The organism is Roseovarius sp. MMSF_3350 (assembly GCF_030733425.1).
GTDB lineage: Bacteria > Pseudomonadota > Alphaproteobacteria > Rhodobacterales > Rhodobacteraceae > Roseovarius.
In genome coordinates, this window is sequence record NZ_JASHIZ010000017.1 from 1 (window position 1) to 25,265 (window position 25,265).

Below are 25,265 nucleotides of genomic sequence, written 5' to 3' on the forward strand. Positions count from 1 at the left end.
CCCCCCCCCCCCCCACGTTCCGGGGGCGCCTTTTTGAAACGGCTCGAACATATATTCGTCGTGCTGAACGGCTGGGCTCTCATTCTAATGCTGTCGGGAATGGCGCTGGTCGTGGGCGCGAATATCTCGCTGCGCTATTTTACCGCGCATTCTCTGCCCTGGGCCGATGAGGTTGCGCGCTACCTGATGATCTGGCTGACATTCACAGGCGCAGGGCTGATCCTGCGCATCGGTGGCCATGTCGCGATAACGAACCTGCAGGACAGTCTGCCGTCAGCCGGACAGAAAATACTTCGTGCGCTGATCGTCCTGATCCTTTTGGCATTTTTCGGATACATGGTTTATGTCGGATGGCAGTATGCCCAGCGGATGCAATTTCAGGTCACTCCAGCCCTGCGACTGCCTTTCCTTTACGTCTATGCGGCCATGCCTGTCGGTTTCGCATTGCTGATCTTCCATTTGCTGCTTATCGCCCGCCCACTCATCACCGCGGGCGCCTACAAAAGCCTCGACGCCCGCGGTGTCGATGACGAAACCGTCACCGGCGGTGCCAATGGCTGAGATACTGTTCCCCGCGCTCTTCCTGCTTCTGATACTCGGATTGCCGGTCGCCTTCGCGATGGCGATCTCGGTTTTCGCGGCGATCACCCTGGCCTCGAGCTACCAGCCGCTTGTCGTGGTGAAGGAAATGTTCTCGGGCCTCGACAGTTTCCCGCTGCTGGCTGTGCCCTTCTTCATTCTGGCCTCGGAAATCATGACCGGCGGCGCGGTGACGCTGGCTATCCTGAGGCTTGCGCAATCCCTGGTCGGGCACCTGCGCGGCGGGCTCGGACATGCCAACGTGGTCAGTTCCGCGATGTTCGCCGGCATTTCCGGCAGCGCTCTGGCTGATGCGGCCGGTCCCGGAACGATGATGATCCGAATGATGGAAAACGGCGGATACGACCGCCCTTATGCCAGCGCGCTCACCATAGCCAGCGCCGTCGTGGGGCCAATCATCCCGCCCTCGATCACCATGATCATCTATGCGATGCAGGACCAGAACGTTTCGGTCGGCTCGCTTTTCATGGCAGGTATCCTGCCCGGGCTGGTCATCACCCTCATGGTCCTTTGGGCAAATGCCCGCGTCAGCCGCAAGCGCAACTATGCCTCCGGCGAGCCGATGCCCTCCCTTGCCGAAATCGCTCGGATCGCGCTGTTCGCCCTGCCCGCACTCATTCTGATCGTACTGATCGTGGGCGGTATTCGTTTCGGGGTCTTCACCCCGACCGAGGCGTCTGTCATTGCGGTCTTCTATGCGCTCTTCGTCGGCATGTTCGTTTACCGTTCACTGCGCCTGCGCGACCTGCCCGCCATCGTGCTGCGCGCAGCGCTGACATCAGGCGCGGTGCTGCTCATCCTCGGGGCGGCACGGGCTTTTGCCTGGGTGCTGATCATCGAAAGCATCCCGCAATTTCTCGCGGAAACGATCATCGCATGGGAGCTTGCACCGGTCGTTTTCCTTTTGGCGGTCAACCTTCTGCTGTTGGTCTTCGGCCTCTTCATGGATCCTTTGCCCGGCGTCATGATCCTGGTTCCCATTCTCGCACCCATCAGCTTCGCGCTGGGGATCGACCCCAATCATTTCGCCATCGTCGTGATCGTCAACCTGACGCTGGGCTTGACGACGCCTCCGGTCGGCAGCCTGATCTTCGTCGTGTCCTCGACAGTCGGGCTCAAGCCGTCGACCTTGATCCGCGAGATGCCGCCTTTCTTCATCGCCCACGCCGTGGCGTTGCTGTTGATCACATTCCTGCCTTTCCTGTCCGCCTGGCTACCAAAGGCAAGCGGCTTCTGACGCCGGTCGACGGCTGTGTATCTTAGTGGGCCTGCAATTCGTCAGGCGTTCCACCAACAGGCGTGCCGCCAGAGTCTGCCAGGGCTGATCGGTGTCTTAGTGGCCCTCTTCCGCAACATGCCGCCGCTGAGCCAGCTCTGCTTTTTCTACTTCGCCATCGGTTTTCGGCGTGTTCGGTGGAGCATTCGGCACTGACATCGGTCGCAGTATTTAATTGCACAACTCAGTATATTGCTTTTCAAAAACAGCCCGCTTCTCAACTGACATATTAGTTACGTATTAATTGCATATTGACCGTCGACCAAAAGTCGTTTACGAGTCCCCGGTGCAGCTCCCCGGCGCCGGCAGGCGTTCGTCATCATCGACGGTTCCTAGGGAAACAAAGGGTATGGAAGGGCAGAGCCTGCAAGAAACCAGATAGGGAGGAGAACCAATGTCACCGTTTAAGAAAGGCATCGCGACCATCGCGCTGGCCGCCAGCATGACGGGCGGCCTGATGGCTTGCGCCGCGCTCGCCGCCGAGCACGAATGGAAAATGGCCACCACGGTCACCGGCGGTCCGCTGATGGAACTGGGCGCCGAGGCCTTTGCCGAGCGCGTTTCGCAAATGACCGAAGGCCGCGTCGAGATCGAGGTCTTCCCTGCCGGCACGCTGGGCAAGGCGCTCGACGTGTCCACCACCGTGAAACGCGGTGTCGCCGAGGTCGGCCACACCTGGATGGGGTACGACTGGGGCAAAGACAAGACCACCGTGCTCTTCGGCGGTTTCGCCGGCTCGATGGACAGCGAACGCATGCTGCACTGGCTCTATCAGGGCGGCGGACAGGAGCTTTGGACCGAATTCCGCCAGGATCGCTTCGGTCTCGTTTCCATGCCCCTCTTCATGCGGCCGGCCGAGGTTTTCCTGCATTCCAAGAAACCCGTCTCGACGCTGGAGGACCTGCAAGGCCTCAAGATGCGCACCGCCGGAGCCTGGCTGGAGATTTCCAGCGAGCTGGGCGCCTCGCCCGTCACCATGGCCGGTGGCGAGGTCTACACGTCGCTTGAACGCGGAACCATCGACGCGACCGAGTGGGGCTCGCTCTATGAAAACGTGTCACCCGGATTCTACCAGATTGCCAAGTATGTGGTCGTACCCGGCGTGCATCAGCCCGTCGCGCCCTATGAACTGGTAATCAACGACGCCGCCTGGGAGGCGCTGTCGGAGCAGGATCAGGAAATGGTCAGGCTGGCCGCCGAACTGGTCACCTTCGAAAGCTGGATGCGCCTCGGCAACGAGGATGCCAAGGCGTTGAAGTTCTACCGCGAGAACGGCAACGAGGTCATCGTCCTGGAAGACGAAGTCAAGGACGCCGCCAAGCGTCTCGGCATGGAATGGGCCGACCGGCAGGCCGAAGGCAACGAGTGGTTCGAGCGCGTGCTCACCTCCCAGCGCGAGTTCGAATCCAGCTGGTCCGAGGCCGACAGCTATCGCAAGATGGCCCTGCCGCCGCAGGACAGCTCGTCCAACTGAACGCCCGACCGGACAGCCGCAGCCCCGACCCGCCGAGGGTCCGGGGCTGCCACGCCGTCCCACAGGAAACTCTGACATGATTTCATCCATTCGCCGCTTCATCGGAGCGATCAGTGGTGTCCTGGGCTATTTCTCGGCCCTGATCCTCGTGCCCCTGATCCTCGCCTCGGTCTACGAGGTCGTCTCGCGCTACGTCTTCAACCAGCCGACCATCTGGGCCTACGAGATCGGCTACATGGCGATGGGCGCCTCATTCCTGCTGGGCTCGGCCTACGCCCTGCGCGACGGCCAGCACGTGCGCATCGACGTTGTCGCCTGCCGCTTCTCGCCGCGCCTCAAGGCGGCCCTGGACCTGGCGGGATACCTTCTGCTGTTTCTGCCCATCGGCATCTGGCTGACCATCGCGCTCTATCACTACACGATCGAGGCCTACCAATGGGGCGAACGCTCCGGCGAAAGCGCCTGGAATCCCGTCGTCTGGCCCTACCACCTGGTGTTCTTCACGGCCTTCGTCGCGATGGTGCTTCAGGCCATCGCCGAGACGCTCGGCTGCCTTCAGGTCCTGTTTGCCCCCGACGCGAAGGAAACCTGAGCCATGGAATACCTCGCACTCTGGATGTTCCCGGTCCTGCTACTGATCCTGCTGACCGGGTTTCCGATCGCCTTCTCGCTGATGGGCGTGGCCACCATTTTCGGCTACATCACCTTCGGCGACACCGTCATCTACCAGTTCATCGACAAGATCGATGAGGTCGCGGGCAACTTCGTGCTCGCCGCCGTGCCGCTCTTCGTCTTCATGGGCACCATGCTGGAAAAATCCGGCATCGCCGAACGCCTCTTCGACGCGGTCCACATCTGGACCCGCCGCCTGCCCGGCGGGCTGGGGGTCGGCACGATCTTCATGTGCGTGATCTTCGCCGCCTCCACCGGCGTGATCGGCGCGACAGAGACCGTGGTCGGCCTGCTGGCCATTCCGGTCATGATGAAACACAGCTACAACAAGGGCCTCATCTCCGGCACGATCTGCGCCGGCGGCTCGTTGGGCACCATCATCCCGCCCTCCGTTGTCGTCATCATCATGGGGCCGATCGCCGACGTATCGGTCGGTGACCTCTTCATCGGCATGATCATCCCGGGCCTGACCATGGCGACGCTCTACATCCTCTACATCATGGGCCGTTGTTACCTGCGGCCGCAGGACGGCTCGCTGGTCTCGGACGACGAGTATCTGCCGACGCTGGGGGAACGGCTCTGGATCACGCTCACGGCCTTCCTGCCGGCGGCGCTGATGATCTTCGCGGTGCTGGGCTCGATCATGCTCGGGCTCGCCTCCCCGACAGAGGCGGCGGCGATGGGCGCCTTCGGAGCGGTGATCCTGGCGGCAGTCTACCGCACGCTCAGCTGGAGCACGTTGCGCCTCGCGCTGCTGAACACGGTCAAGGTCACGTCGATGATCCTCATGATCCTGCTGGCGGGCTCGATGTTCTCGGGCGTCTTCGTCGGCGCCGGCGGCACCCGCGTCACGACCGAATTGATCGCCGCCTCCGATCTCAGCCCCTGGGCCACGCTGGCTGTGTTCCTGGTCATCGTCTTCATCGCCGGCTTTGCGCTGGAATGGATCTCGATCCTTCTGATCTTCCTGCCGGTCTTCATCCCGATCGTCACGCAGCTCGGCTTCGATCCGGTCTGGTTCTGCATCCTCTTCCTGATCGTGATACAAACAAGCTACCTGTCGCCGCCGATGGCCCCGGCCATCTTCTACCTGCGCGGCATCGCACCGCCGGAGATCACCATGCCCGACATGTTCAAGGGGGTCGTGCCCTTCATCATCCTTCAGCTCTTCACGCTGGCATTGGTAATGGCCTTCCCTCAGATGGTGCTCTGGCTGCCGGAGAAAGTCCTTGGCTTCTAGGCGAAAGCTCCTTGTCGTGGGCGGCGGATATGTCGGCTGCGACGTGGCCCGCCGGCTCGACCGGGTGATGGACGTCACCCTGGTCGAGCCCAAGCCGGCCTTCCTGCATTCTCCCGCCATGATCCGTGCCCTGGTCGCACCCGACCTTCTGGCGGCCGCTACGATCCCCTATGACAAGCTGCTACGCGAAGGGCGCGTCATCCGGGGCCGCGTCTCAACACTTCATTCCGAAGGCGCGAGCCTCGCGGACGGCTCAGAGGTAACGAGCGACTTCACCCTCGTGGCCACCGGCTCGTCCTACGCCCTGCCCTTCAAATCCTCCGCGGAAGATCTCGACGCCTTTCTCGCCGCACACCGGACGCTCGCGGCCCGCATCGTCGGGGCCCGGCATATCGCCATTGTCGGCGCTGGCGCGGTCGGCACCGAACTCGCCGGAGAAATCGCGGCGGCCCGGCCCGACGCCCAGATCACCCTGATTGCCGCCGGTCCGCACCCGATGCCTGACCAGCCGGAGCGGCTGGGTCGCGCGCTCCTGAGCTGCCTGCATCGGCTGGGGGTGGAGGTCGTTACGCACAGCACCGCTCCCGGCATCGCGCCGGGTCAAGGAGCACAGAACGGTCCCTTGGCGCTCTCTGACGGGCGGGTCGTGGCGGCAGACCTCGTGCTTCCCGCGCTCGGCGCAATGCCTCGAACCGACCTCCTCACCGCCCTGCCCTCGGTGTGCCTTGATGGCGCAGGCCGCGTGGTGACCGACGCGTGGCTGCGGCCCGCGCCAGGCGCCCTGCCGGGGCTGTTCACGGGCGGCGACATGGCCGCCACCGGCGACGCGATGACCATCGTCGGTACGCTTCGCCAAACGCCGTACCTGTCGAAAACCCTGCGTGCGGCCGCCAAGGGCACGCATTTCGACACCCTGGCACCCTACACGCCCTGGCGCGATGCCCCGATGCTGGTGCCCACCGGCTCACGCCTTGGCGCCAGCCATCTTCCCCTGCCCGGCCCGATGGCCTGGGCCGGCACCATGCGCGGCCCAGGCGACGTGCTGACACGTCTTGCAAAGGGCCGTGACCTCTTTGTCGGGAAATACCGCAGACTGCTCCGCGCGCCACGCCTCAAAGGGTCGCGCGGGTGAACTCGTAGATATAGTCGATCAGCCTGTCCGACGCCTCGCCCGCCGCCGCCTGATCCCCCTCGGAGATCTTGCGCGCAACGTCCGCGTGAAGGTTCGCACAGCGTTCGAGGTCAAGCGCCACGCGGTAATTCTGGAACCAGAACCGCCGTGACAGTCCCTGCATCCGCCGCATCGACCGTTCGATGAACTCGTTGCGACAAGCGGCCAGGACGGCCCGGTTGAATTCCAGGTCAAGCTGCATGAAGGCATCGTAATCTCTTGCCTCCGCCGAAGCGGCCAGCTTGGCGGCAAGAGCCTCGAATTGCGCACGTTCTGCCTCGGTGGCCCTCTGTGCCGCCTTGCAGGCACAGAGCCGCTCCACTTCGCGCCGCAACTCCAGCAGCTGCAACTGCTTGGCGATGTTGATCTCGGAGACCATGACGCCACGCCGGGGCATCACCACGACCAGACCCTCGGCCGCCAATCGCTGCAAAGCCTCGCGCACCGGGGTGCGCCCGATGCCCAGTTCGTCGACCAGTTGGGATTCAGACAGCACCTGCCCCGGCTCCAGGTCCAGCGCCACGATCCGTGTCTCGATCATCTCGTAGGCACGGTCAGTCAGCGTCATGGCGTCGATCTTGCGCGCGCCAGGAGAGCCTTTCTCCAACACGTTCTCGGAATCTCTGTTCATACTCTGCCTGTCTCTGGCCTTGACCGTCGCGGTCGGCGGTGGATGTTTTATCGCTATATGAAAATCTACGGTGCTTCGCCCCATGCCGCAAGGCTTGGGCGCACTCCCGGCGGGTCACAACGCCACCGCGGCGCGGACCTTGACGATCGCGCCGCGACCGAGCCGACCTTCGCATCCGCGTTCGTCATCGCGCAGCACGGCGCCCGCCGCATGGCGGAATGAAATGTTCAGCACGCTGCGGGGTCATACGCCGTAACGTCCCGCCTTCCAGCTGTCCAGTTGCGCCATCACGCCTGCTCCGGCTGCACCTGGATCACCGCGGCGCGGACATCCGCATCGGTCATTTCCCAGTCGTTGCCGAAATTCGCGGTGACCTCGCGCATGAACGGCTCGGCCAGACGCTTGGCCAGCCCCGCATCGCCGGTCACGTCGTAGATCAGCGCAAAGGCCAACTGCGTCGCCGCCACTCCCTCGAAGCTCCATTCGAAACCCGCGTTGGTGAACTTGCAGACCTCGGCGTAATCCGGCAGGTCCTGCCCGTCCACGGTCACGACCACGCCGTCGATTGTCCGATCTCCCAGATATGTCTTCATGATTTCCTCCGCGCATCGGCCTTGGACCGCATCACTTCCGGAAAGATCCAGAGCGACCCAACGCTGAAAGGCCCGAGAAAGACAATGGCCCATTGCGGCCCGGTCTGCCCCAGGTGTCCCATATAGAACCATCCCCCGATGGCCGCGAGCGCCACCAGCGTGGACAGCGCGATCTTGATCATGACGGGCATCTCAGCCTCCTCCTTCTGATAGTGTTTGCCGGGGCCTGCCCCGACCCGCGACCTTGGCTCAGGCCATGCCGGCCAGCGCCCAGGCCGAGGCACCCAGGCCGGCCATGACCACCGTCAGGCCCACGGTCCCGTCGCGCCAGCGGCTCGGCCACACGTTGAACAGGCCAGGCATGAACAGCAGGGCGAACCCGGCGATGATGACCACGCTGGTCCAGCGCAGCTCGGTCAGGCCAAAGCCAAAGGTCAGGTACAGTACCGCGCCCAGCAGCACGCAGTTCGCCACCACCAGCGCAAAGCCCAAAGGTCGCTTCAACTCGGGCCGCGTCGACAGCGGGAAAACCCCGGTCAGTACGATGGCGGCGAGGCTGGTCACGCAGGCGAACAGCGCAAAGATGAAGGCTGCGGTGATATTCGGCTCGATATTGGCCATGTAAATGCTCCGTTTTGTCCGGGGGTGTCTAGGCGCCGCCCGGCCCCCACGCTCGGGGGGCCGGACAGGGGCCGTCTACTCGGCGGGTGTCGCGGGGGTCGCCTCGTTCTTACCGCGCACCGGCGTGCGGGACACCTTGCGCATGTCTTTGCGGACGTGCCTGGTGTCATAGCCGTTGAACAGGTGCCCGATCAGGCCACGGTTCAGGTCCGACGTGCCGAACAGCCAGTCCATGATCGGGAAAGTCAGGTTCATGTTGCGCTCCATCATCAGCGACTGGTCGTGATGCGCCGTGTGGTGGCGGCGGTTGGTGTTGATGAACGGCATGTTGCGCACGAACCAGTTCTCCTCGACGTGACAGCAGAAATGCATGAACTCGTAAATCATGTAGATCGAGGTCGTGGTGGCGATGAACAGCCAGCCCACATTGGCCGTGAACAGCCAGCCCATCACGATCGCGCCGGGGATGGAGATCAGCGTGAAGGCCGCCAGCGCATAGGGCGGAAAGAACGTCACGCGATAGTCCTTCTGGTCCGCGAAACGCATTTCCACCTCGGTGAAAAACTGGTGATGTTGCAGGGTATGCCGGTTGTAGACCGCTCGAGCCACCGGGTTCTTGGACGGCCGGTGCATCACGTAGCGGTGCAGCCACCATTCGAAGAAGTTGCAGAACAAAAAGACCAGCGGCACCGTCAGCCATTCCAAAGGCGTCACCTCGTCGAGGTTGGCGGTATAGATATAAAGCGCGGTCAGCCCGATCGTATAGATGATCACGATATGCAGGAAACCATTGTACCAGCCCGCAACGCGCTGCCGGTAGTTGGCCCGGTACTGGCGCTGGCGTTCGGTCATGTTGGTGTCTTGAAGTTCCATGTTCAGCCTCCGATATACCATTTCGCTATGTCTGATATATTAGAAATATGTTTATGTCAACGGCAGTCTGCTTGCCTCTGCGCAATCGTACGATCGATCAGATACGGGGGGTCGGAGACCGTCGCATCACCGGAATTGGCTGGCGGACAACGCGGATTTCAAAAATGACTTGAGTAAGGCCTCTGCAGGCTCAGGTTGGCCCCGGCATGCGCGACATGCCAGGGCGGTGACAAAACGGCACCGGGGCGCAGCTTCAACGCGTCAGCGCTACTTTTCAGGTATGAGGCCCCGTGGTGCGAACCTCATGACGATGAGCAGAATAGCGCCCATCATCAGATACCGCATATAGGCCGCCCCACCGATCAAATGCTGCGCAAGTTCGGAATTGTCTCCCAACGGCCAGGTCACCGTCGCCATGAACCAGTTTCCGAACGGCTCGGCCTGAACCCACAGGAACCAGATTATGAACCCTCCAAGAACAGCGCCCCAGTTGTTTCCGGAGCCGCCAAGGATCACCATGACCCAGACCAGAAAGGTAAATCGCAACGGGATATAGCTCGTCGGTGTGAACTGCCCATCCAGCGTCGTAAGCATCGCACCAGCGACCCCGCAGGTGAAACAGCCAAGTACGAAGGTCTGCAGGTGTCGCGCCTTGACGTCTTTTCCCATTGCCGCTGCGGCATCGCGGTTGTCCCGAATGGCGCGCATCATGCGCCCCCACGGAGAGTGCAGCGCACGTTCCGCGAACCACATGATGATCGCGAGCACGGTCACGAACAGCGCGGCGTAACACAGCTTGACGAAAAGACCTGCGGCGTCGGCGACATCCGCGGCGCCAAAAAAGTCGGCGAGTCCGACAAACCACTCCTGCTGAACCAGATCGACCTCGTAGGGAACCGGCCGCGGGATGCCGGTGACGTTCTTGACGCCACGGGACAGCCATTCCTCGTACTTGATGATGGCGATGATGATTTCGGCGATGCCAAGCGTGGCAATTGCCAGGTAGTCGGCGCGCAAACCCAGCGCGATACGACCGATGAACCAGCCCGCACCGGCCGCGGCCAGGCCGCCGATCGGCCAGGCCAGGACAACCGGCAGACCTGCGCCCCCAAGATATCCGCTCAGTGCGGGATCGATCGACTCGATCGCGTCGGTCGCCGGACCAAAGAAATGCCCGATGACGAAGTAGCCGGCCACCAGCAGCACCAGCGTTACAGGCAACCTGAGAACCGATGAGACAGCGCGGCGTGCAAAAATGATCGCCGCCACCGTGCCGACCAGGCTCAGCAGCGACAGCGCGATGTCACCGCCCGCGACGGCCCAGGCCTCGGTGACGGGCGGCATGGAAATCAGCACCGCAGTCAGCCCGCCCAGGGCGGTGAAGCCCATGACACCCACATTGAAGAGACCCGCGTAGCCCCACTGCATGTTGACGCCAAGCGCCATGACCGCGGAGATGACGCAGAGATTGAAGATGCCGAAGGCGACGTTCCAGCTCTGGTAGAAGCCGACGAAGATCAGAACCAGCCCCATGAGGCTGTAGAGCACTGCAACCCTTTGGGTCATATCACTTTCCCCCGGATGATGCCGGTCGGTCGGATCAACAGGACCGCGACCAGAATGATGAAGGAGACTGCGAACTTGTAATCGGTCGACAACAGCTGCACGAGCCCCTCCGGCGCCCAGTCAGCCGGGCCGAGGTAGGCCAGGAACTTCTTGAAGGCATAGGTCACCATCACCTCGGAAAAGGCGACGATGAAGGCCCCCAGGATCGCCCCCACAGGCTGCCCGATCCCGCCCAAAATCGTCGCGGCGAAAATCGGCAGCAGGATCTGCAGGAAGATGAAAGGCTTGTAGGTTTTGTCCAGGCCATAGAGCGTGCCGGCGATAGCGGCGAGAGCTGCGGCGATGACCCACGCGATCATGACCACGCGCTCGGGATTGATGCCGCACAGCAGCGCCAGGTCCTCGTCGTCGGAGTAAGCACGCATGGCCTTTCCCGAGCGTGTCTTCTGCAGGAACCAGAACAGCCAGACGACGACGATGAAGGCGACGACGACAGTTATGACTTGGCTCTGCTTGATGGCGATGCCTTCGTCGATACCAAGCATCTCGCGCGACTCGAACGCCCCGATGATGAAACGTTGCCCGTCCGCGAAGCTCTGATCGGCAGGCCCGATGATGATGCGGATCAGCCCGGCCAGAACGAACATCACGCCCACCGAGACGATGGCGAACACGATGGGGTTAGAACGCTGCCGTCGATAGAAACGAAACACCATTCGATCCGCCAGCAACGCCATGGCGATCGCCGCCAGTATGCCGACAGGCAGCGCAAGCAGCGCGGTCGGGAAAGGCGCGATCCCGACCCCCATGTCCTGAAGAAACCACGTGACGAGGATGGTGATCATCGTCCCGAACGACATCAACTCCCCGTGCGAAAAATTGGCGAACTTCAGAATTCCGAAGATGATCGTGACGCCAAGCGCTCCAAGGGCAAGCTGTGCTCCATAGGCCGTCGCCGGAACGACGACGAAGTTGGCGAACAGTGCGAGCGCGTTGAATATCTCCATTCAACCTCCCAGGAAGGACCGGCGCACTTCCTCGTTGGCAAGAAGCGCTTCGCCGGTATCGGTAAATCGGTTGCGGCCCTGGACGAGGACAAAGCCGTGGTCGGCGATCTCCAGCGCCTGGCGCGCGTTTTGTTCAACCATCAGGATCGCGACGCCGGTCCTGGCGATCTCCAGGATCTTGTCGAACAGCTCGTCCATCACGATAGGCGACACACCGGCGGTCGGTTCGTCGAGCATCAAAAGATCAGGGCGCGTCATCAGAGCGCGGCCGACGGCCACCTGTTGGCGCTGACCGCCCGAGAGTTCGCCCGCCGGCTGGCTCCGCTTTTCGGCCAGGATCGGGAACAGGTCGAAAACTTGCTCCTTAGTCTGCGCGATCTCGCCGTCTTCGCGGATGAACGCCCCCATGTCGAGATTCTCTTCCACGGTCAACGAAACGAACACGTTCCGGTTCTGCGGAACAAACGCCATCCCTTGGGGCACCCGGTCCTGCGGGGCGAGGCCGGTGATGTCCTTGCCGTCCAGCGTGACTTTGCCTTCGCGCAGGTCGAGCATGCCGAAGACTGCCTTCATCGCCGTCGACTTTCCGGCGCCATTCGGGCCCACGACGACGGCGACCTCGCCCCGTTCCACCGTGATGGTGCAGTCGTGAATGATATCGGCGCCGCCGTATCCCCCCGTCATTCCGGTCGCGCTCAGGAAACTCATGCTGGCGCCTTCCGCTCGTGCTTGCGGCCCGTACCGAGATAGGCCTCGATGACCTCCTCGTTGTTCTTCACCTCGTCGATCGTGCCCTGGGCAAGGAGTTTTCCCTCGGCCATGACGATGACCGGATCGCACAGTCGGGCGATGAAATCCATGTCATGCTCGATCAGGCAGAACGTATAGCCGCGCTCCTCGTTGAGCCGCTGGATCGACTTGGCGATGGTATTCAACAAGGTGCGATTCACCCCGGCGCCTACCTCGTCAAGAAAGACGATCTTTGCGTCCACCATCATTGTGCGGCCCAGCTCCAGAAGTTTTTTCTGCCCCCCCGACAGGTTGCCGGCCAGTTCGTCTTTCAGATGGGCGATTTCAAGGAACTCGACCACCTCCAGCGCGCGCTCGCGGTTCTTCGCCTCGACTTCCTTCACCCGACTGAAATTGAACCAGCTGTGCCGCAGCTGCTCGCCGGGTTGCTCACCGGGAACGACGAGCAGGTTCTCCAGGACGGTCAGCGTCGAAAACTCGTGCGCGATCTGGAAGGTGCGCAACAAGCCCTTGTGGAAAAGCTCGTGCGGCTGCAGGTTCGTGACGTCCTCGCCATCGAGGTAGATGTTGCCCGAGGATGGCGGAAAGACCCCTGCGATGATGTTGAAAAGCGTCGTCTTGCCGGCACCGTTCGGCCCGATCAGGCCAGTGATTGACCCTTTCTCGATCGACAGCGAGACGCCATCGACAGCTCGGATGCCGCCAAAGTTCTTGGCGACGTTTTCGACCTTGATCATTCAATCATTCCAGATTGCGGGCAAAGATTGAACGGTTGGGGATCAATATCCCCAACCGTTCAGGAGAAAGCGGAAGACCCTGTGCAGTACCGTCAGTGGTATTGCACGGTTTCGAACTTCCCATCCTTGACTTCGGTTTCCCGGAAGCTGCCGGCGGACTCGCCAGGCTCGATAAGCTCCAGCGCAGTGCCGCCGACATAGTCGATGTCACCACCATCGGCGAGAATCTGAAGACCTTTCGCGAGTTCACCCGGAAAGATCTTTTCACCCGGAGCATTCGCCACCTCGGTGATCTTGTCCTTGTAGACCGCGCTATCGGTGGAATCGGCCGCCTGCATCGCAAGCAGGATCAACGCCGAGGCGTCGTATGCCTCCGGGACGTAGGGATCGTCGCCCTGGAAGTCCTTGCCTTCGGCCAGTTCGGCCAGCATCGAGGCGCCGGGGCTGTCGGTGCCGGGATTGGTCCCGATCGAGCCGTCCAGCGCGTCGCCGAAGTGAGCGGTCAGCGCTTCGCCGACCATCCCGTCCGGCAGCACGAACTTGTTGAAGGCACCCGTGTCGAGCGAGGCCTGAATCATGCCCTTGCCGCCCTGGTCGAGGTATCCTGCCACGATCAGCACTTCGCCTCCGGCCGATGCCAGCGTACCGACCTCGGCCGAGTAGTCGGCCTTGCCGTCCTCGTGCGCCGCGACGGCGGTGATTTCACCACCATTGGCCTCGAACGCCGCCTGGATGGCTTCCGCAAGGCCTTTGCCGTAGTCGTTGTTGGTGTAGGTCATCGCGGCCGAGCTTATGCCGCGGCGCTCGAGGATATCGGCGATGATCTGGCCCTGGCGCGCATCCGACGGAGCGGTACGGAAGAAATAGCCGTCATCTTCGATCGTCGAGAGCGCCGGCGAGGTCGCCGACGGCGAGACCATGACAATGCCATTCGCCCGCACGACGTTGTTGAGAACCGCCGTGGTCGCACCTGAACAGGTAGCGCCGTTGATCCCGTGAACGCCCTCGGACGTGACCAGGCGTTCGGCCGCAGTTGTGGCTGCGGCGGCATCGATGCAGGTACTGTCGCCGCGCACCGAGATCACCTCACGGCCTCCGAGGAAAATGCCGCTGTCCGAGACCTCCTGAATAGCCATCTCGCCCCCCAGAGCCATCGGTTTGACGAGAGATTCGGTCGGGCCGGTGAAACCTTGAAGCATACCGATCTTTACCGGCTCCTGCGCGGAAGCGCCTGTTGCGACGGCCGCCGAGAATGCGGCCGACATTAATATGGCAGACAGTTTTCTCATTGTTTGACCTTCCCTGTGTTTGCTGGTCAGAAATATCTCGTTCTGTGAGTATGCATATCACAGCAGATGATTCCACCCACACTGAATTCGATGACGCGACGTTGCCGTCACGGACCGTCAACCGCAACTCCCAAGCGTGATTTTCGCTCTTGCGGATCCGCAACGCCGCCGTCTCCCGCAACATCCATAAGGCCGCAAGGGGCTTCGGCTTACGAGGCCATCCTGAAGGCCCGGTTGCACAGCTTCACTTGCAGAAACGACCGGCCTGACGGTGCGGATTCCGGCGAGCGGCGTCCACCGCTAAACCTCGGCCACCCTTCGCTCGATCTGCGCGCCCCGTCGTTCCCAGCCGTGGTCGCCGACCTCGTATCTGGTGCGCCCGGACATCAGAAACTTGCCGTCCTCGGCCACCATCCGCGTCACGGTGACATCTTCTGCATCACAATCCAGCACCGCGAAATCGTTCGCATGTCCGCGCCGCCGTGTCGAAAGGCCTGTGCCGCAGTGCAATTGCAACGTCATGTTGGCCCCTTTCCGACGCACGAAGGGTTCGACAAGCCACTGGTGAAGATGACCCGACATGATGATATGAGGCCCGCAATCGGCCCAGTGCTCCAATGCCTCCGAGGCACCGACCATGAGCTTTTTCTCGATGTCCGCGGTATGGTGAAACGGATGATGCGCGGCGACAACGGTCAGACGTCCCCGGCGGGATGAAATCACATCGCCCACTCTCTGCACGTCGCTTGAATCTATACGCCCGCGCTGATGCGCAAAAGGGTCGGTCGTGTTCACCCCGACGACCTTGACGTCCCCGAAGTCGACGCTCGGCTCGAGCTCTTCGCAAATCCAGCGTCGGTACCGCCGAAACGGGTCCACTGCCCTCAGGAACAGATTGTAGAGCGGAATGTCGTGGTTCCCCGGCACGCCCAACCATGTATGGCCGAGTGTCTCCATGAATTCCGCCGCCGGCCGGAATTGCGATGCCCGGGCCCGCTGGACGAAATCGCCGGCCATGACGACAAGGTCCGGTGCCGCGTCCTGAACGGCCTCTCTGAGCGGGCCCAAAAGGTCGGGGTCTTCCCTGCCGAAATGCAGGTCGCTGATCTGCACTAGGCGGATCATTCCGCGGCGTCCGATCGGCTGGCGGCGTCAGGCAGGCGGACCTGGAGCGCGTCCTTCAGGATGCTGAACTCGAACGGGCCCTTCATCCGCCGGCGCTCTCCGTCCAGGGCGACGTCCCGCGTGGATCGTCTGGTTTCGACTGTCGCTCTCTCACCGGTCAACAACGTGAAATCCCTGCCTTTCCGAACGTCCCGCAAGGCGACGAGCAATGCTTTCCAGATCAGCATGTAGCGGCCACAATCGGGCGCAAGCAATATCGCGAACTTGCCCTCCCGTACCGCGTCCGCTCCCTCTATCTCGAATTCATCCAGCTGATACGCGCTCATCCCGACGAACACCGTGGGCGCCTTCGCGCTGCGCAGCTTGCCATCGACCTCGATGCGCATGGTCAGCGGACGATAGACCGTGATCATGGCCACAACGACCGACCAATAGGCCGCGAGCCTTGAACGACCCCAGCGGCGATAGATACTTTCCCGCTGCTTCAATATGGCTGGATACAAACCTATGCTGGCATTGTTGATGAAGACGCGCCCGTTGACGCAGCCAAGGTTGATGGTCTCCTTTCGTCCGCGGCACACCGCGTCGACCGCCTCCTCGACATCTTCGGGAATGCCGAAACGCCGCGCGAAATAGTTGAACGTACCCAAGGGCAGAACACCAAGGTCGACCCGCTTGTCGGCCAGCGCCCCGGCCACGGCGCAGATCGTCCCGTCACCGCCCGCCGCCACGACGCACTCGATGCCGGGCTGTTCGATCGCCGACGCGACCTTTGCCGGGATATCGTCGCCACCTTTGACGTCTATGATCGTCACCGACACGCCATGCGCCTCGAAAAGGGATCGGATATCCTCGGCGCCCGGTTTGCGGCCGCCCTTCCCGGAATCGGAATTGAGAATAACTACATATGACATAAGGGCTTTCGCAGGTTCCCGGAACGCTTCATTCCGCCCCTGTCATTTCCACGGGGCCTCAGAACACACAACTGCGCAACACCGGTATCTGTTCCTGCGAAGGCGGATATCTCACCGCATCACGAACGGATTGGCCATCGGCGCGTCCGACGTATTGATCCAGACGGTTTTCGTGCAGGTATAATCGCGGATCGCATCCAGCCCGGCTTCGCGGCCATAGCCCGACTGGTTGAACCCGCCAAAGGGCGCAATCGGAGAGACGGCGCGATAGGTGTTCACCCAGCAAATGCCGGCCTTCAGGCGCGCCGAAACGCGATGCGCCCGGGCCACGTTCTCCGTGAACACGCCCGAGCCCAGACCGTAAGGCGTGCCGTTGGCAAGCGCGATGGCTTCCTCCTCCGTGTCGAACGGCAAGAGTGACATGACGGGGCCGAACATCTCGACCTTGAGCGTTTCCGTATCGGCGTCAGTGCACTCGACCAGCGTCGGCGCCATGTAGTTTCCAGGACAATCGAGCGGCGCACCCCCGAAACGGATCTTCGCGCCGCCGGAAACGGCGGCGGCCAGCGTCGCCTCGATCTTGCGCAGCTGGTCGCCGGTGCAAAGCGGACCGATCTGCGTTCCCGGATCAAGCGGATCGCCGACAACCACATCTTTCATCTTGTCCTCGATCCGTGCCGCCACCTCGTCCAGCACCGACCGATGCACCAGCCCGCGCGTTCCGGCCACGCAGCTTTGCCCCGACGCTCCGAAATTGCCCGCGATCAAACCGTTCGCCGCCCCTTCAAGATCGGCGTCCTCGAACACCAGGATGGGCGATTTGCCCCCCAGTTCCAACGTCGTGACCGCGAAATTCTCGGCAGAATTGCGCACCACGTGCCGCGCTGCATCCGGACCGCCGGTAAACGCGATGCGGTCCACGTCCGGATGGCGCGTCAGCGGTATGGCGCAGTTCTCGGCATCTCCCGTGATGATGCTGACAACCCCCTTGGGAAACCCCGCCTTCTCGATCAGCCGGGCAAATTCCAGCATCGGCGCAGGCGCGATCTCGGACGCCTTCAGGACGACAGTGCAACCGGCGGCAAGCGCAGGTCCGAGTTTCGTCGCGGTCAGGAACATCTGCGCGTTCCAGGGCACAATCGCAGCAACGACGCCAATTGGCTCGCGGCGGGTAAAGACATGCATGTCCGGCTTGTCGATCGGCAGAACCGCACCCTCGATCTTGTCCGCCAATCCGGCGTAGTAGCGGTAGTAGTCGCCCACATAGGCGGACTGACTCGCGGTTTCCGCCAGCAGCTTCCCGCTATCGGTCGTCTCGATCCGGCCGAGCTCCGGCGCGTGCTCTTCGATCAGGTCCGCCAGCCGGTAAAGAAGCTTGCCCCGCTGCGTCTGGGTCATGTCGCGCCACGCCGGGTCTTCAAGCGCCCGTCGCGCCGCGTTCACGGAACGATCCACATCCTCGGCAGAGGCACAGGCAAACGTGGCCCAATTCTCCCCGTTCGCAGGATTTTGAGATACCATGGTCTGGCCGTCAGAACCCTCGGCCCACGTCCCGTCGATGAATAGCTGGAAATGTGGTTTGCTTTGCATTTTGCACCTCAACTGAAGGCCGGCATGACGTCTTCGATGAACCGCTCGAGCGAGGCTCGCTTGCGGTCGAAGCTCATCCCGCTGTCTATCCAGAACGAGTACTCATCATACCCAAGCTCTTCGTATTTCCTGATTTTCTCGATCACATCATCCGCCGTTCCAATGGTCAGGTCACGCGCCATGTTCTCGGCGCTCATCAACGTGTTGGCCGCCATCTCCTCCTCTGTGAGCGGCGCGAGCAGACCTTTCTCGACCGGGCGCTTGTTCTGAAACCATGCGCCGAAATAGCAGTAGAACCGGGACAACTCCCGCGCCGCCAGCGCGACGTCATCCGCGTCGGACCCGACATAGGTGTGATGCAGCAGCATGATCTTGGGTCGCGGGCCATCATGGCTGTCGCAGGCCGCATCGAACCGCTGCTTCAGCGTGACGATCTCGTCCAGCCCCTGCCACAGCGGCGTCACTTGGATGTTGAACCCGTTATGCACGCCGAATTCGTGGCTGTTGGGGTCGCGGGCCGCGATCCAGATCGGCGGACCGCCCTCCTGCACCGGCTTCGGCGCGGCGGTCGTGGCCGGAAAGCTGAAATACGCGCCCTCATGAGCGCAATCACCGGCCCACAGCCGCGGCAACAGCGGCGCAAGCTCGCGCATCCTCTGACCCGCCTCCCACGCGTCCAGGCCCGGCATCAGGCGTTCGTATTCATAGGAATAGGCCCCTCGCGCGATCCCCAGTTCAATGCGTCCGTCTGTCATCAGGTCCGCAGCCGCGGCCTCACCGGCCAGCTTGATCGGATGCCAGAAAGGCGCGACCACCGTCCCGGTCCCCAGCTTCACGTTCTTCGTGTGATGCGCGATATCCACCAGCGACATCAGGGGGTTCGGCGCGATCGTGAATTCCATGCCATGATGCTCGCCCGTCCAGACAGCGCGCATTCCCGCGTCATCCGCCATCTTGCACAGGTCGATCATCTCGTCATGAAGTTGCTTGTGCGATTGATCCTCCGTCAGCCGCTCCATGTGCACGAATAGCGAAAAGTCCATACTCAGATCCTTTCTTGTGGCTGGTGCACGTCGCCACGCCGCGCATCGCCGATGTAAAGGCCAAAGCTGCGGGTCCGCGTCTCGACCGCGTATCGCATCATCATGTCGCGGATCGCGGATGACGCGAATTTCAGATCCGGAATGTCGGCGACGGCACATCTCGTGAAACCGGCGCCGTCCCCGCCCGTGGCCCTCGCCAGGAAGTACGAGCACTGAGCCTTGCAGTCGTCGAACACCGAATAGGCCGGCCCGAGAGATACTGCCTGTCCCCGGCGCCCCAGGTCCTGCACCAGGCGCTCGCGCGTGTTCACACGATCCTCCGCGACGACCTGCGGCGGTCGAAACCCGGCGTCGGTCGCTTCAAGCAGCACGTTGTCGCCCTGGCCAATGATCGCGCCATAAAGCGCCGTATGTCCCGACGGCTCCAGCGCAGCACGCTCAAGGCCCAGACTGAAGAAACGGCCGTCCGCATAGCCAAGGCCGCGCCCGGGCTCATGGCTGAACGCCTTCACCTCGCCGATTAGGATCGCATGATCCCCGGCCTCGACCACCTCATGCGTCCGGCACGAAAATTGCGAAATCGTACCGTCGACAAGCACATTGCCAAGCGCGTCCTCTCGATGCGGAACCCGCGCAAAGCGGTCGCCCTTGAAGCTGGCAAACGTATTCGCAACGTCCTCCTGCCCTTCGGCAAGGACGTTCACGGCGAAATGCCCACAGCTCGCAAAACTCTCATAGGACGACAGGAATCTGCCCGGACACACCAGCAACAATGGCGGATCGAGCGACACCGACGCAAAGGAATTGGCCGTGAACCCCACGGGTTCCCCCGCCGCGTTCCGGCTCGTCACGACAGTTACGCCGGTCATGAAACTGCCAAAGGCACGGCGTAGCGCATGTGTGTCCAGATCGGTCATGACCACACCTCCCGCGCAAGAACGGCCAGCGCCGTCGTCACCTCCGCAGCATGTGTCATCGGCATCATGTGTGCGGCATCTTCAACGATCAGCGCGCGTCCATCCTCCGCAAGCTCCGCCATCGCCCGCGACATCGCCGGTGTCGAATTCGGGTCCCGCGCGCCCGTGGCAAAAAGCGCCGGACAGGCCAGAGCACGCAGTGTCCCGCGGCTCGGACCCTCGGCGAAGGCAAAGGCAGCGTAGGCCATCTTGTACCCTTTGGGATCCACCGCGCGAAGCCACGTGTCGCAGGCGGTCCGCTCGGGCGAACTTTGCGTGCCGAACCACCGTCCAAGCGTCGGGACCGGGTCCGGGTTCCGCACGCCGTCCAGGCTGCCGGCGCGTGCCTGCACCGCCGCGGCAGCTTCCGGCGCACGCTCGAAGACCCCGTTCAGCGCGGCAACCGCGCAAACGCTGGACGGTGAATGATCCGCAATCTCCAGCGCGATCAGCGCCCCCATTGAATGGCCTGCGACGACCGCAGGCTCGGACAAACCCTCGAGCAGCGGAAGAACCGCCTCCACATAATTCGATAACGTGACCGGGGCGCTCAGGCAGGCGCTTTGCCCATGGCCGGGCATATCGGGCGCAATCACGCGAAACTCACGGCTCAGACCGTCGATCTGCCCACCCCACGCCAGGGCATTCAGACCGACGCCATGCAACAGCACCACGGGGCGCCCCTTGCCTGCCTCCAGCACGGACAGGCCCGCACTCTCAGACCGATGCAGGGTTGTCGACGTCATGGCCCAGATCCTTCAGATCCTGGTAGCGGTCCCCGATCCGATGGTGCGGCCGACCGGACAAGGCGGCGCCAAGAACGACGACAACCTCGTCATCGCGCGGCGCATCGGGGATCGCGAATTGAATGGTCAGGTAATGCGAGCGTCGCCCGGCGTCGTTCTTGTCCATCAGCGGCACCATGATCGGCGCATTGGCTGGACCACGCGTGTTGGTGAATGCAAGGTAGGATTTGGCCTCGACCGCTTCGCGGTAGAAATTGCCGAACCGCAGGGTGTGGATCAGCCCCGACGCGTGCTCGATCTCGCCATCAAGACCCACGACAGCCGCCTTTCCGTAGGCCTCGATCGCCGCGCCGCTGCCGGCAAGGCCGATCAGCCGGTCGGTCATCATCCTGCCAAGGGCGGGGCCGTACGCGCGAATTTCCGGACCGAGGTCTTCGACAAAGCGGCTCGCCCAAGGATTGCGCAACACGAACGCGACCGCGAACATGCGCCAAGGCGTGCTGGCGGGGCGGTATCCTTCGACAAGCACCTCTTCATCAAACGTCACAATTTTCCTGATTTCGGGGGACATCGCGTCATCCTTTTCTTCCTGACACACGGTAGGAAGACAGGAAATTTTTGACAAACAAAGGGATTATGCCCATAGCCATTAACACTACTTATGGCTGGCTAATCCAATGACGAAATCCCTTCCTCCTCTCAACTGGCTTCGCTCGTTCGAGGCCGCGGCACGCCACCTCAGCTTCACCACGGCGGCCGAGGAAATCGGCTTGACCCAGTCGGCGGTCAGCCAGCAGATCAAGTCGCTGGAAACCCGGCTGGGTGTGCAGCTTTTCATTCGCCACGCACGAGGACTGGCCCTGACGGATGCGGGCCGCCGCCTCCTGCCAGAGGTCGACGCGCCGCTTCAGGCCTTGTCACGCGCCATGGTCGGGATGGACACGCGCCCTGCCCGCAACCTGCTTACGATAGCCGCCTCGATCAGCGTCGCTCATTGGAAGATCGCCCCTCGCCTGACGGAATTCCGAAACCGCTTCCCGCAAACAGAGGTCAGGATCCTCAGCGCAATCTGGCCGGATGACTTTCACTCCACCCGCGCCGATGTCGAAATACGCTTCGGCTCCGCGCAACAGGCCGGTCCCGAGGCCGAGGCGATCCTGCCCGATCACCTCATCGCCGTGAAGGCCCCGACGCTGGAGGGCGGCGTGCAGGACCTGCCGCTTATCGAAACCGTCGGCACCTCCGCCGGCTGGCAGGCCTGGTCGAGACAGACCGAGACGGTGCCGGGCGCGTCCATCTACACCGACACCTACGGCATGGCGCTCCACCTCGCGGCCCACGGCAACGGCGTGGCCCTGGTGAATGCATGGCTGGCGCGGCACGCGCTGGAAACCGGGCTTGTCACCCAGGCGCATCCAGCGTCGGTCCCCAGCCAGGAAGGTTACCACCTGTCCATAACCAGCGACAAATGGCAGGCCGCGGCGTTGCGCGACTCTCTGCTGCACTGACCGGCCTAGCCGGTCCAGCCCAGGCCCGAAGAGATCGAGTTCATGGATTGCAGCAGTGGAATGGAAACCCGGTTCGGTTCCTCTCGCGACCGCACATCGCGCAGCAACGCCACCTGAAGCGCATTGATCCGGTCCAGACCCGGGCGTATCCGGTCGAAGCGGGCCCTCATGCGCGGAAACCGCGCCGCAATGGTCTTTTCCCCGGTCAGGAACATGATCCCCTCACAGGCAAGCTCGTATTCCCTGCGAACGGCCTCGGTCACACGCTGCCGGATGTCCTCGTCCGTCACCAGCGACGCATAGTCCGACGCGATGTCCAGATCGGTCTGAAACAGCGATTTCTCCACCTCGTCCACGATCAGCCGGAACAGCTTGGTCTTCCCGAACATCGCCAAAAGTGTCTCTTCCCCGCGCGTGCCCTGGAATTTGCGAAAGGATTCCATGGCAGAGCCGAAACCGTACCAGCCCGTGATCAGGTGCCGGTTCTGCGACCACGCGAAAACCCATGGAATGGCCCGCAGGTCATCCAGCGACGCCGCCCCGAACCGCCGCGCGGGCCGCGAACCGATCTTGAGCATGGCCAGTTCCTCCACCGGGCTGGCCTGCTGGAAATAGTCGATGAAGCCGGGCATGTGCAGCAGCGTGGAATAAGCCGTTTGCGACAGGCCAGACAGGGCATCCAGCGCGTCGTTGAATTCCGGCGCCCGGGGCGGATCGTTTGAATCCGCCGTATGCTTCAGCACGCTCGAGGCCAGAAGCTCCAGATGCGCCGCCGCGGTCCCGCGGTTGGCGTAGTTGGCCGATACGACCTCGCCCTGCTCCGTCAGGCGCATTCTGCCGTTCACGGTATCCGTCGGCTGGGCCGCAATGGCGCGGTCCATCGGTGCGCCGCCCCGGCTGACCGACCCGCCGCGCCCGTGAAAGAAGATAGGCTTCAGGCCCTGCGACGCCAGAACCCGCGTGATCTTGCGCTGCGCCTGGTCCAGTTCGCAGGTCGAGCAGACAAAGCCGCCGTCCTTGTTGCTGTCGGAATACCCCAGCATGACTTCGATCGCGGGCCCGTCCCGCGTCAGGCTGCGTTTCGCGAGGGGAACCTTCAACAGATCGACAAGGATCTCCGGCGCCGCGCGCAGGTCGTCGATCGTCTCGAACAGCGGCACGACCTTCAACTCCAGCGTCTCGGCGCCGAAGCCCGCGTAACGGGCCAGCAGGAAAACCCCCAACAGGTCGTCCGAGGAACGGGTCATCGACAGGATGAACGGGCCGATCGCGGCGGGATCCGGGCCGTACTGGCGCTTCGACATCAGGTTCAACAGCTTGAGAAGCTCAACGGCCTGATCCGACAGCGCATTCGGGTCGGGCTCGGGCAATTTCGGTTCGGCCAGCTCCGCCCGCAACCGCTTCGACCAAGCGGGATCACCATATTCCGGCACCTCGCCGCTGTCCCGGCCTCGCCAGATCTCGGCGATGGTGTCCGTGGTCACCGTGGAGTTCTGGCGAATATCCAGCGTGAATATGCTGAAGCCGAACACCGCGGCCCGCCACCGGATCGGACGGATGTAGCGGCGCGCCAGTCGCACGGCGTCGACCGAGGCAAGCGCCTTTTCGACGACTTCGAGGTCGGCGGTGAAATGGCTGATGTGCCGATACGTCTCCAGTCGATGCAAAATCGCCGATATCGCCTGCCGGAACAGCTCGTTGGGGTTGCGCTCCCGGTTCGGCGACAACGAAGCCAGACGTTCCATCTCGCCCTGCACCTCCGGGTCAAGCGGCACGATCCTGTTGCTGATGCTCAAGCGTTCAACCGCAATCCGCAGGTGCTCCTTGTACATGTTCATCACCGCATCGCGCGCCCGCTTCAGCGCATGGGCGGTGCTGTCGGCGGTCACGTTCGGATTGCCGTCGCGGTCGCCGCCGATCCAGGAATGAAAGCGGATGCAAGGGGAAAGCGCATCGCACGTACCGAACCTGTGCGCGGCCGCCTGCTCGAACTGTTCGAACACCTGTGGCACTGCATCGAAAATTCCGTCGCGAAAGAACTGAAGCCCCCACTCGATCTCGTCGCTGAGGTCGGGGCGCTCCAGCCGCAACTCCCCCGTCATCCACAAAAGATCGATCTCGCCCTCGATATCCGACAGGATCGCGGCGCGTTCCCGGCTGGTCCAGCGTTGCGCCTCCAACGAGACGAGGTTGCGATATATCCGGCGGTGAATCTCCAGCACCGTGACGCGCTTGGCTTCCGTCGGATGCGCCGTCAGGGTCGGACCGACGGACAGGCTCTGAGATATTTCGGCAAAGCGTTCGGGGGTTAAGTCCTCGCGCGCCAACGCCTGTGCGAAACTGCTGGGAACGGCCTCCGCCCCGCTTTGCGTCTCGATCTGGCGCCGGTCCCGGATCGCGGCGTTTTCCTCGATGATGCGCAAAAGCTGGAACCAGATGTTCAGCGCCTGAAGATAGGGCACCGCGCCGGGCCCCGCTGGGATGACATGCTCGGTATCGCTTTGCGCCCACTCCGCCACATGCGGCGCGCGCCGTTTCAACACCTGGCCCCAAAGTGTGAAAAGCTCACGCCGCAGATCGGCGGCATAGCTCTCGCCATCCGCCACGTCACAGGCCGCATTCAACAGCGCGGAGAGCATCAAGGATCACCCCGCGTCACTCGACCGGAGTCCTCAGTGGTCTTGCCGGCAAGATGTTCGCCCAGGCTCTTTTTTCTTTGGTCACAGCACCTTCTGGCACATCCCTCGAACATGATTTCCCTCCCTTCTTGTCGCGATCCTACCAATCCTGTCCGGCGCCGGACTTCGGAATTGCGACAGAACACAGCGTGAATCCACCCGCCTCGCAGGATGACCCAAGCCGGCAAAGTGCCACAGCACGCCC

General features: G+C 62.6%; 25 protein-coding genes. 7 read left to right on the forward strand and 18 right to left on the reverse strand.

The genetic code is table 11. The annotated features are described in order from the left end of the window. The first annotated feature begins 33 nt into the window (after nt 1–33). From RBB31_RS15335 to RBB31_RS15360, 6 genes are all read left to right on the forward strand, one after another. On the forward strand, nt 34–561 hold the full coding sequence (locus RBB31_RS15335) for a TRAP transporter small permease (protein WP_306130179.1): 528 nt from the start codon (nt 34–36) through the stop codon (nt 559–561). Then, nucleotides 554–1,837: a TRAP transporter large permease gene (locus RBB31_RS15340; RefSeq protein ID WP_306130180.1), complete on the forward strand. Its 1,284-nt coding sequence runs from the start codon at nt 554–556 to the stop codon at nt 1,835–1,837. The genes RBB31_RS15335 and RBB31_RS15340 overlap by 8 nt, the downstream gene beginning before the upstream one ends. A 433-nt stretch (nt 1,838–2,270) precedes the next feature. Continuing rightward, nucleotides 2,271–3,350, forward strand: coding sequence for a TRAP transporter substrate-binding protein DctP (dctP, locus tag RBB31_RS15345; RefSeq protein WP_306130181.1), 1,080 nt, complete (start codon nt 2,271–2,273; stop codon nt 3,348–3,350). Between the two features lie 76 nt (nt 3,351–3,426). Further along, nucleotides 3,427–3,942 carry a TRAP transporter small permease subunit gene (locus RBB31_RS15350; RefSeq protein WP_306130182.1) on the forward strand — a complete coding sequence of 172 codons (516 nt, stop codon included), beginning with the start codon at nt 3,427–3,429 and terminating at the stop codon, nt 3,940–3,942. Nucleotides 3,943–3,945: 3 nt separating this feature from the next. Further along, nucleotides 3,946–5,262: a TRAP transporter large permease subunit gene (locus tag RBB31_RS15355; RefSeq protein WP_306130183.1), complete on the forward strand. Its 1,317-nt coding sequence runs from the start codon at nt 3,946–3,948 to the stop codon at nt 5,260–5,262. Then, nucleotides 5,252–6,394: an NAD(P)/FAD-dependent oxidoreductase gene (locus RBB31_RS15360; protein ID WP_306130184.1), complete on the forward strand. Its 1,143-nt coding sequence runs from the start codon at nt 5,252–5,254 to the stop codon at nt 6,392–6,394. Before RBB31_RS15355 ends, RBB31_RS15360 begins: the two co-directional genes overlap by 11 nt. Here the strand turns inward: RBB31_RS15360 and RBB31_RS15365 are convergent. The 17 genes from RBB31_RS15365 to RBB31_RS15445 form a co-directional block, all read right to left on the reverse strand. Further along, the gene (locus RBB31_RS15365; protein WP_306130185.1) at nt 6,375–7,064 is read right to left on the reverse strand and encodes a GntR family transcriptional regulator; all 690 of its coding nucleotides are present in this window, start codon (nt 7,062–7,064) and stop codon (nt 6,375–6,377) included. The genes RBB31_RS15360 and RBB31_RS15365 overlap by 20 nt on opposite strands. Before the next feature lie 287 nt (nt 7,065–7,351). Further along, nucleotides 7,352–7,657: a DUF6166 domain-containing protein gene (locus RBB31_RS15370; RefSeq protein ID WP_306130186.1), complete on the reverse strand. Its 306-nt coding sequence runs from the start codon at nt 7,655–7,657 to the stop codon at nt 7,352–7,354. Further along, nucleotides 7,654–7,848 carry a hypothetical protein gene (locus RBB31_RS15375; protein ID WP_306130187.1) on the reverse strand — a complete coding sequence of 65 codons (195 nt, stop codon included), beginning with the start codon at nt 7,846–7,848 and terminating at the stop codon, nt 7,654–7,656. Before RBB31_RS15375 ends, RBB31_RS15370 begins: the two co-directional genes overlap by 4 nt. A gap of 58 nt (nt 7,849–7,906) precedes the next feature. Next, a complete protein-coding gene (locus RBB31_RS15380; protein WP_306130188.1) occupies nt 7,907–8,278 on the reverse strand; it encodes a hypothetical protein in 372 nt (123 codons plus the stop codon). 75 nt (nt 8,279–8,353) lie between these two features. Continuing rightward, on the reverse strand, nt 8,354–9,151 hold the full coding sequence (locus RBB31_RS15385) for a sterol desaturase family protein (protein ID WP_306130189.1): 798 nt from the start codon (nt 9,149–9,151) through the stop codon (nt 8,354–8,356). Between the two features lie 267 nt (nt 9,152–9,418). Then, nucleotides 9,419–10,717 carry a branched-chain amino acid ABC transporter permease gene (locus RBB31_RS15390; RefSeq protein ID WP_306130190.1) on the reverse strand — a complete coding sequence of 433 codons (1,299 nt, stop codon included), beginning with the start codon at nt 10,715–10,717 and terminating at the stop codon, nt 9,419–9,421. Further along, complete coding sequence (locus RBB31_RS15395) at nt 10,714–11,724, reverse strand: branched-chain amino acid ABC transporter permease (protein ID WP_306130191.1); 1,011 nt, start codon at nt 11,722–11,724, stop codon at nt 10,714–10,716. Before RBB31_RS15395 ends, RBB31_RS15390 begins: the two co-directional genes overlap by 4 nt. Then, nucleotides 11,725–12,432: an ABC transporter ATP-binding protein gene (locus tag RBB31_RS15400; protein ID WP_306130192.1), complete on the reverse strand. Its 708-nt coding sequence runs from the start codon at nt 12,430–12,432 to the stop codon at nt 11,725–11,727. It lies immediately after the preceding gene. Beyond that, complete coding sequence (locus tag RBB31_RS15405) at nt 12,429–13,211, reverse strand: ABC transporter ATP-binding protein (protein ID WP_306130193.1); 783 nt, start codon at nt 13,209–13,211, stop codon at nt 12,429–12,431. Before RBB31_RS15405 ends, RBB31_RS15400 begins: the two co-directional genes overlap by 4 nt. A 92-nt stretch (nt 13,212–13,303) precedes the next feature. Beyond that, the gene (locus RBB31_RS15410; RefSeq protein ID WP_306130194.1) at nt 13,304–14,476 is read right to left on the reverse strand and encodes an ABC transporter substrate-binding protein; all 1,173 of its coding nucleotides are present in this window, start codon (nt 14,474–14,476) and stop codon (nt 13,304–13,306) included. Between the two features lie 324 nt (nt 14,477–14,800). Beyond that, nucleotides 14,801–15,625 (reverse strand): metallophosphoesterase, encoded by an 825-nt coding sequence (locus RBB31_RS15415; protein ID WP_306130195.1) that lies wholly within the window; start codon nt 15,623–15,625, stop codon nt 14,801–14,803. After that, the gene (locus RBB31_RS15420; protein WP_306130196.1) at nt 15,622–16,539 is read right to left on the reverse strand and encodes a diacylglycerol kinase family protein; all 918 of its coding nucleotides are present in this window, start codon (nt 16,537–16,539) and stop codon (nt 15,622–15,624) included. The genes RBB31_RS15415 and RBB31_RS15420 overlap by 4 nt, the downstream gene beginning before the upstream one ends. A gap of 111 nt (nt 16,540–16,650) precedes the next feature. Next, the gene (locus RBB31_RS15425) at nt 16,651–18,129 is read right to left on the reverse strand and encodes an aldehyde dehydrogenase (protein ID WP_306130197.1); all 1,479 of its coding nucleotides are present in this window, start codon (nt 18,127–18,129) and stop codon (nt 16,651–16,653) included. Nucleotides 18,130–18,137: 8 nt separating this feature from the next. Next, the gene (locus tag RBB31_RS15430) at nt 18,138–19,172 is read right to left on the reverse strand and encodes an LLM class flavin-dependent oxidoreductase (RefSeq protein WP_306130198.1); all 1,035 of its coding nucleotides are present in this window, start codon (nt 19,170–19,172) and stop codon (nt 18,138–18,140) included. Between the two features lie 2 nt (nt 19,173–19,174). Beyond that, entirely contained in the window at nt 19,175–20,089 is a 915-nt protein-coding gene (locus tag RBB31_RS15435; protein ID WP_306130199.1) for a flavin reductase family protein, read from the reverse strand. After that, nucleotides 20,086–20,874, reverse strand: coding sequence for an alpha/beta fold hydrolase (locus RBB31_RS15440; RefSeq protein WP_306130200.1), 789 nt, complete (start codon nt 20,872–20,874; stop codon nt 20,086–20,088). Before RBB31_RS15440 ends, RBB31_RS15435 begins: the two co-directional genes overlap by 4 nt. Beyond that, nucleotides 20,846–21,445, reverse strand: coding sequence for an amino acid synthesis family protein (locus RBB31_RS15445; protein WP_306130201.1), 600 nt, complete (start codon nt 21,443–21,445; stop codon nt 20,846–20,848). Before RBB31_RS15445 ends, RBB31_RS15440 begins: the two co-directional genes overlap by 29 nt. 106 nt (nt 21,446–21,551) lie before the next feature. On the opposite strand from RBB31_RS15445, the gene RBB31_RS15450 reads away from it, so the two are divergent. Continuing rightward, complete coding sequence (locus RBB31_RS15450) at nt 21,552–22,382, forward strand: LysR family transcriptional regulator (RefSeq protein WP_306130202.1); 831 nt, start codon at nt 21,552–21,554, stop codon at nt 22,380–22,382. A 5-nt stretch (nt 22,383–22,387) separates the two neighbouring features. On the opposite strand, the gene RBB31_RS15455 is transcribed toward RBB31_RS15450, so the two are convergent. After that, nucleotides 22,388–25,021, reverse strand: a complete 2,634-nt coding sequence (locus RBB31_RS15455; protein WP_306130203.1) for a phosphoenolpyruvate carboxylase — start codon at nt 25,019–25,021, stop codon at nt 22,388–22,390. Between the last annotated feature and the right edge of the window lie 244 nt (nt 25,022–25,265).

Bases quoted from the DNA above. Each gene is read 5' to 3' on its own strand.
- RBB31_RS15415 (WP_306130195.1), bottom strand. From the start codon at position 15,625: ATGATCCGCCTAGTGCAGATCAGCGACCTGCATTTCGGCAGGGAAGAC.
- RBB31_RS15355 (WP_306130183.1), top strand. From the start codon at position 3,946: ATGGAATACCTCGCACTCTGGATGTTCCCGGTCCTGCTACTGATCCTG.
- RBB31_RS15375 (WP_306130187.1), bottom strand. From the start codon at position 7,848: ATGCCCGTCATGATCAAGATCGCGCTGTCCACGCTGGTGGCGCTCGCG.
- RBB31_RS15430 (WP_306130198.1), bottom strand. From the start codon at position 19,172: ATGGACTTTTCGCTATTCGTGCACATGGAGCGGCTGACGGAGGATCAA.
- RBB31_RS15365 (WP_306130185.1), bottom strand. From the start codon at position 7,064: ATGAACAGAGATTCCGAGAACGTGTTGGAGAAAGGCTCTCCTGGCGCG.
- RBB31_RS15370 (WP_306130186.1), bottom strand. From the start codon at position 7,657: ATGAAGACATATCTGGGAGATCGGACAATCGACGGCGTGGTCGTGACC.
- RBB31_RS15455 (WP_306130203.1), bottom strand. From the start codon at position 25,021: ATGCTCTCCGCGCTGTTGAATGCGGCCTGTGACGTGGCGGATGGCGAG.
- RBB31_RS15400 (WP_306130192.1), bottom strand. From the start codon at position 12,432: ATGAGTTTCCTGAGCGCGACCGGAATGACGGGGGGATACGGCGGCGCC.
- RBB31_RS15385 (WP_306130189.1), bottom strand. From the start codon at position 9,151: ATGGAACTTCAAGACACCAACATGACCGAACGCCAGCGCCAGTACCGG.
- RBB31_RS15450 (WP_306130202.1), top strand. From the start codon at position 21,552: ATGACGAAATCCCTTCCTCCTCTCAACTGGCTTCGCTCGTTCGAGGCC.
- RBB31_RS15395 (WP_306130191.1), bottom strand. From the start codon at position 11,724: ATGGAGATATTCAACGCGCTCGCACTGTTCGCCAACTTCGTCGTCGTT.
- RBB31_RS15425 (WP_306130197.1), bottom strand. From the start codon at position 18,129: ATGCAAAGCAAACCACATTTCCAGCTATTCATCGACGGGACGTGGGCC.
- RBB31_RS15410 (WP_306130194.1), bottom strand. From the start codon at position 14,476: ATGTCGGCCGCATTCTCGGCGGCCGTCGCAACAGGCGCTTCCGCGCAG.
- RBB31_RS15340 (WP_306130180.1), top strand. From the start codon at position 554: ATGGCTGAGATACTGTTCCCCGCGCTCTTCCTGCTTCTGATACTCGGA.
- RBB31_RS15390 (WP_306130190.1), bottom strand. From the start codon at position 10,717: ATGACCCAAAGGGTTGCAGTGCTCTACAGCCTCATGGGGCTGGTTCTG.
- RBB31_RS15405 (WP_306130193.1), bottom strand. From the start codon at position 13,211: ATGATCAAGGTCGAAAACGTCGCCAAGAACTTTGGCGGCATCCGAGCT.
- RBB31_RS15420 (WP_306130196.1), bottom strand. From the start codon at position 16,539: ATGTCATATGTAGTTATTCTCAATTCCGATTCCGGGAAGGGCGGCCGC.
- RBB31_RS15350 (WP_306130182.1), top strand. From the start codon at position 3,427: ATGATTTCATCCATTCGCCGCTTCATCGGAGCGATCAGTGGTGTCCTG.
- RBB31_RS15435 (WP_306130199.1), bottom strand. From the start codon at position 20,089: ATGACCGATCTGGACACACATGCGCTACGCCGTGCCTTTGGCAGTTTC.
- RBB31_RS15440 (WP_306130200.1), bottom strand. From the start codon at position 20,874: ATGACGTCGACAACCCTGCATCGGTCTGAGAGTGCGGGCCTGTCCGTG.
- dctP (WP_306130181.1), top strand. From the start codon at position 2,271: ATGTCACCGTTTAAGAAAGGCATCGCGACCATCGCGCTGGCCGCCAGC.
- RBB31_RS15445 (WP_306130201.1), bottom strand. From the start codon at position 21,445: ATGTCCCCCGAAATCAGGAAAATTGTGACGTTTGATGAAGAGGTGCTT.
- RBB31_RS15380 (WP_306130188.1), bottom strand. From the start codon at position 8,278: ATGGCCAATATCGAGCCGAATATCACCGCAGCCTTCATCTTTGCGCTG.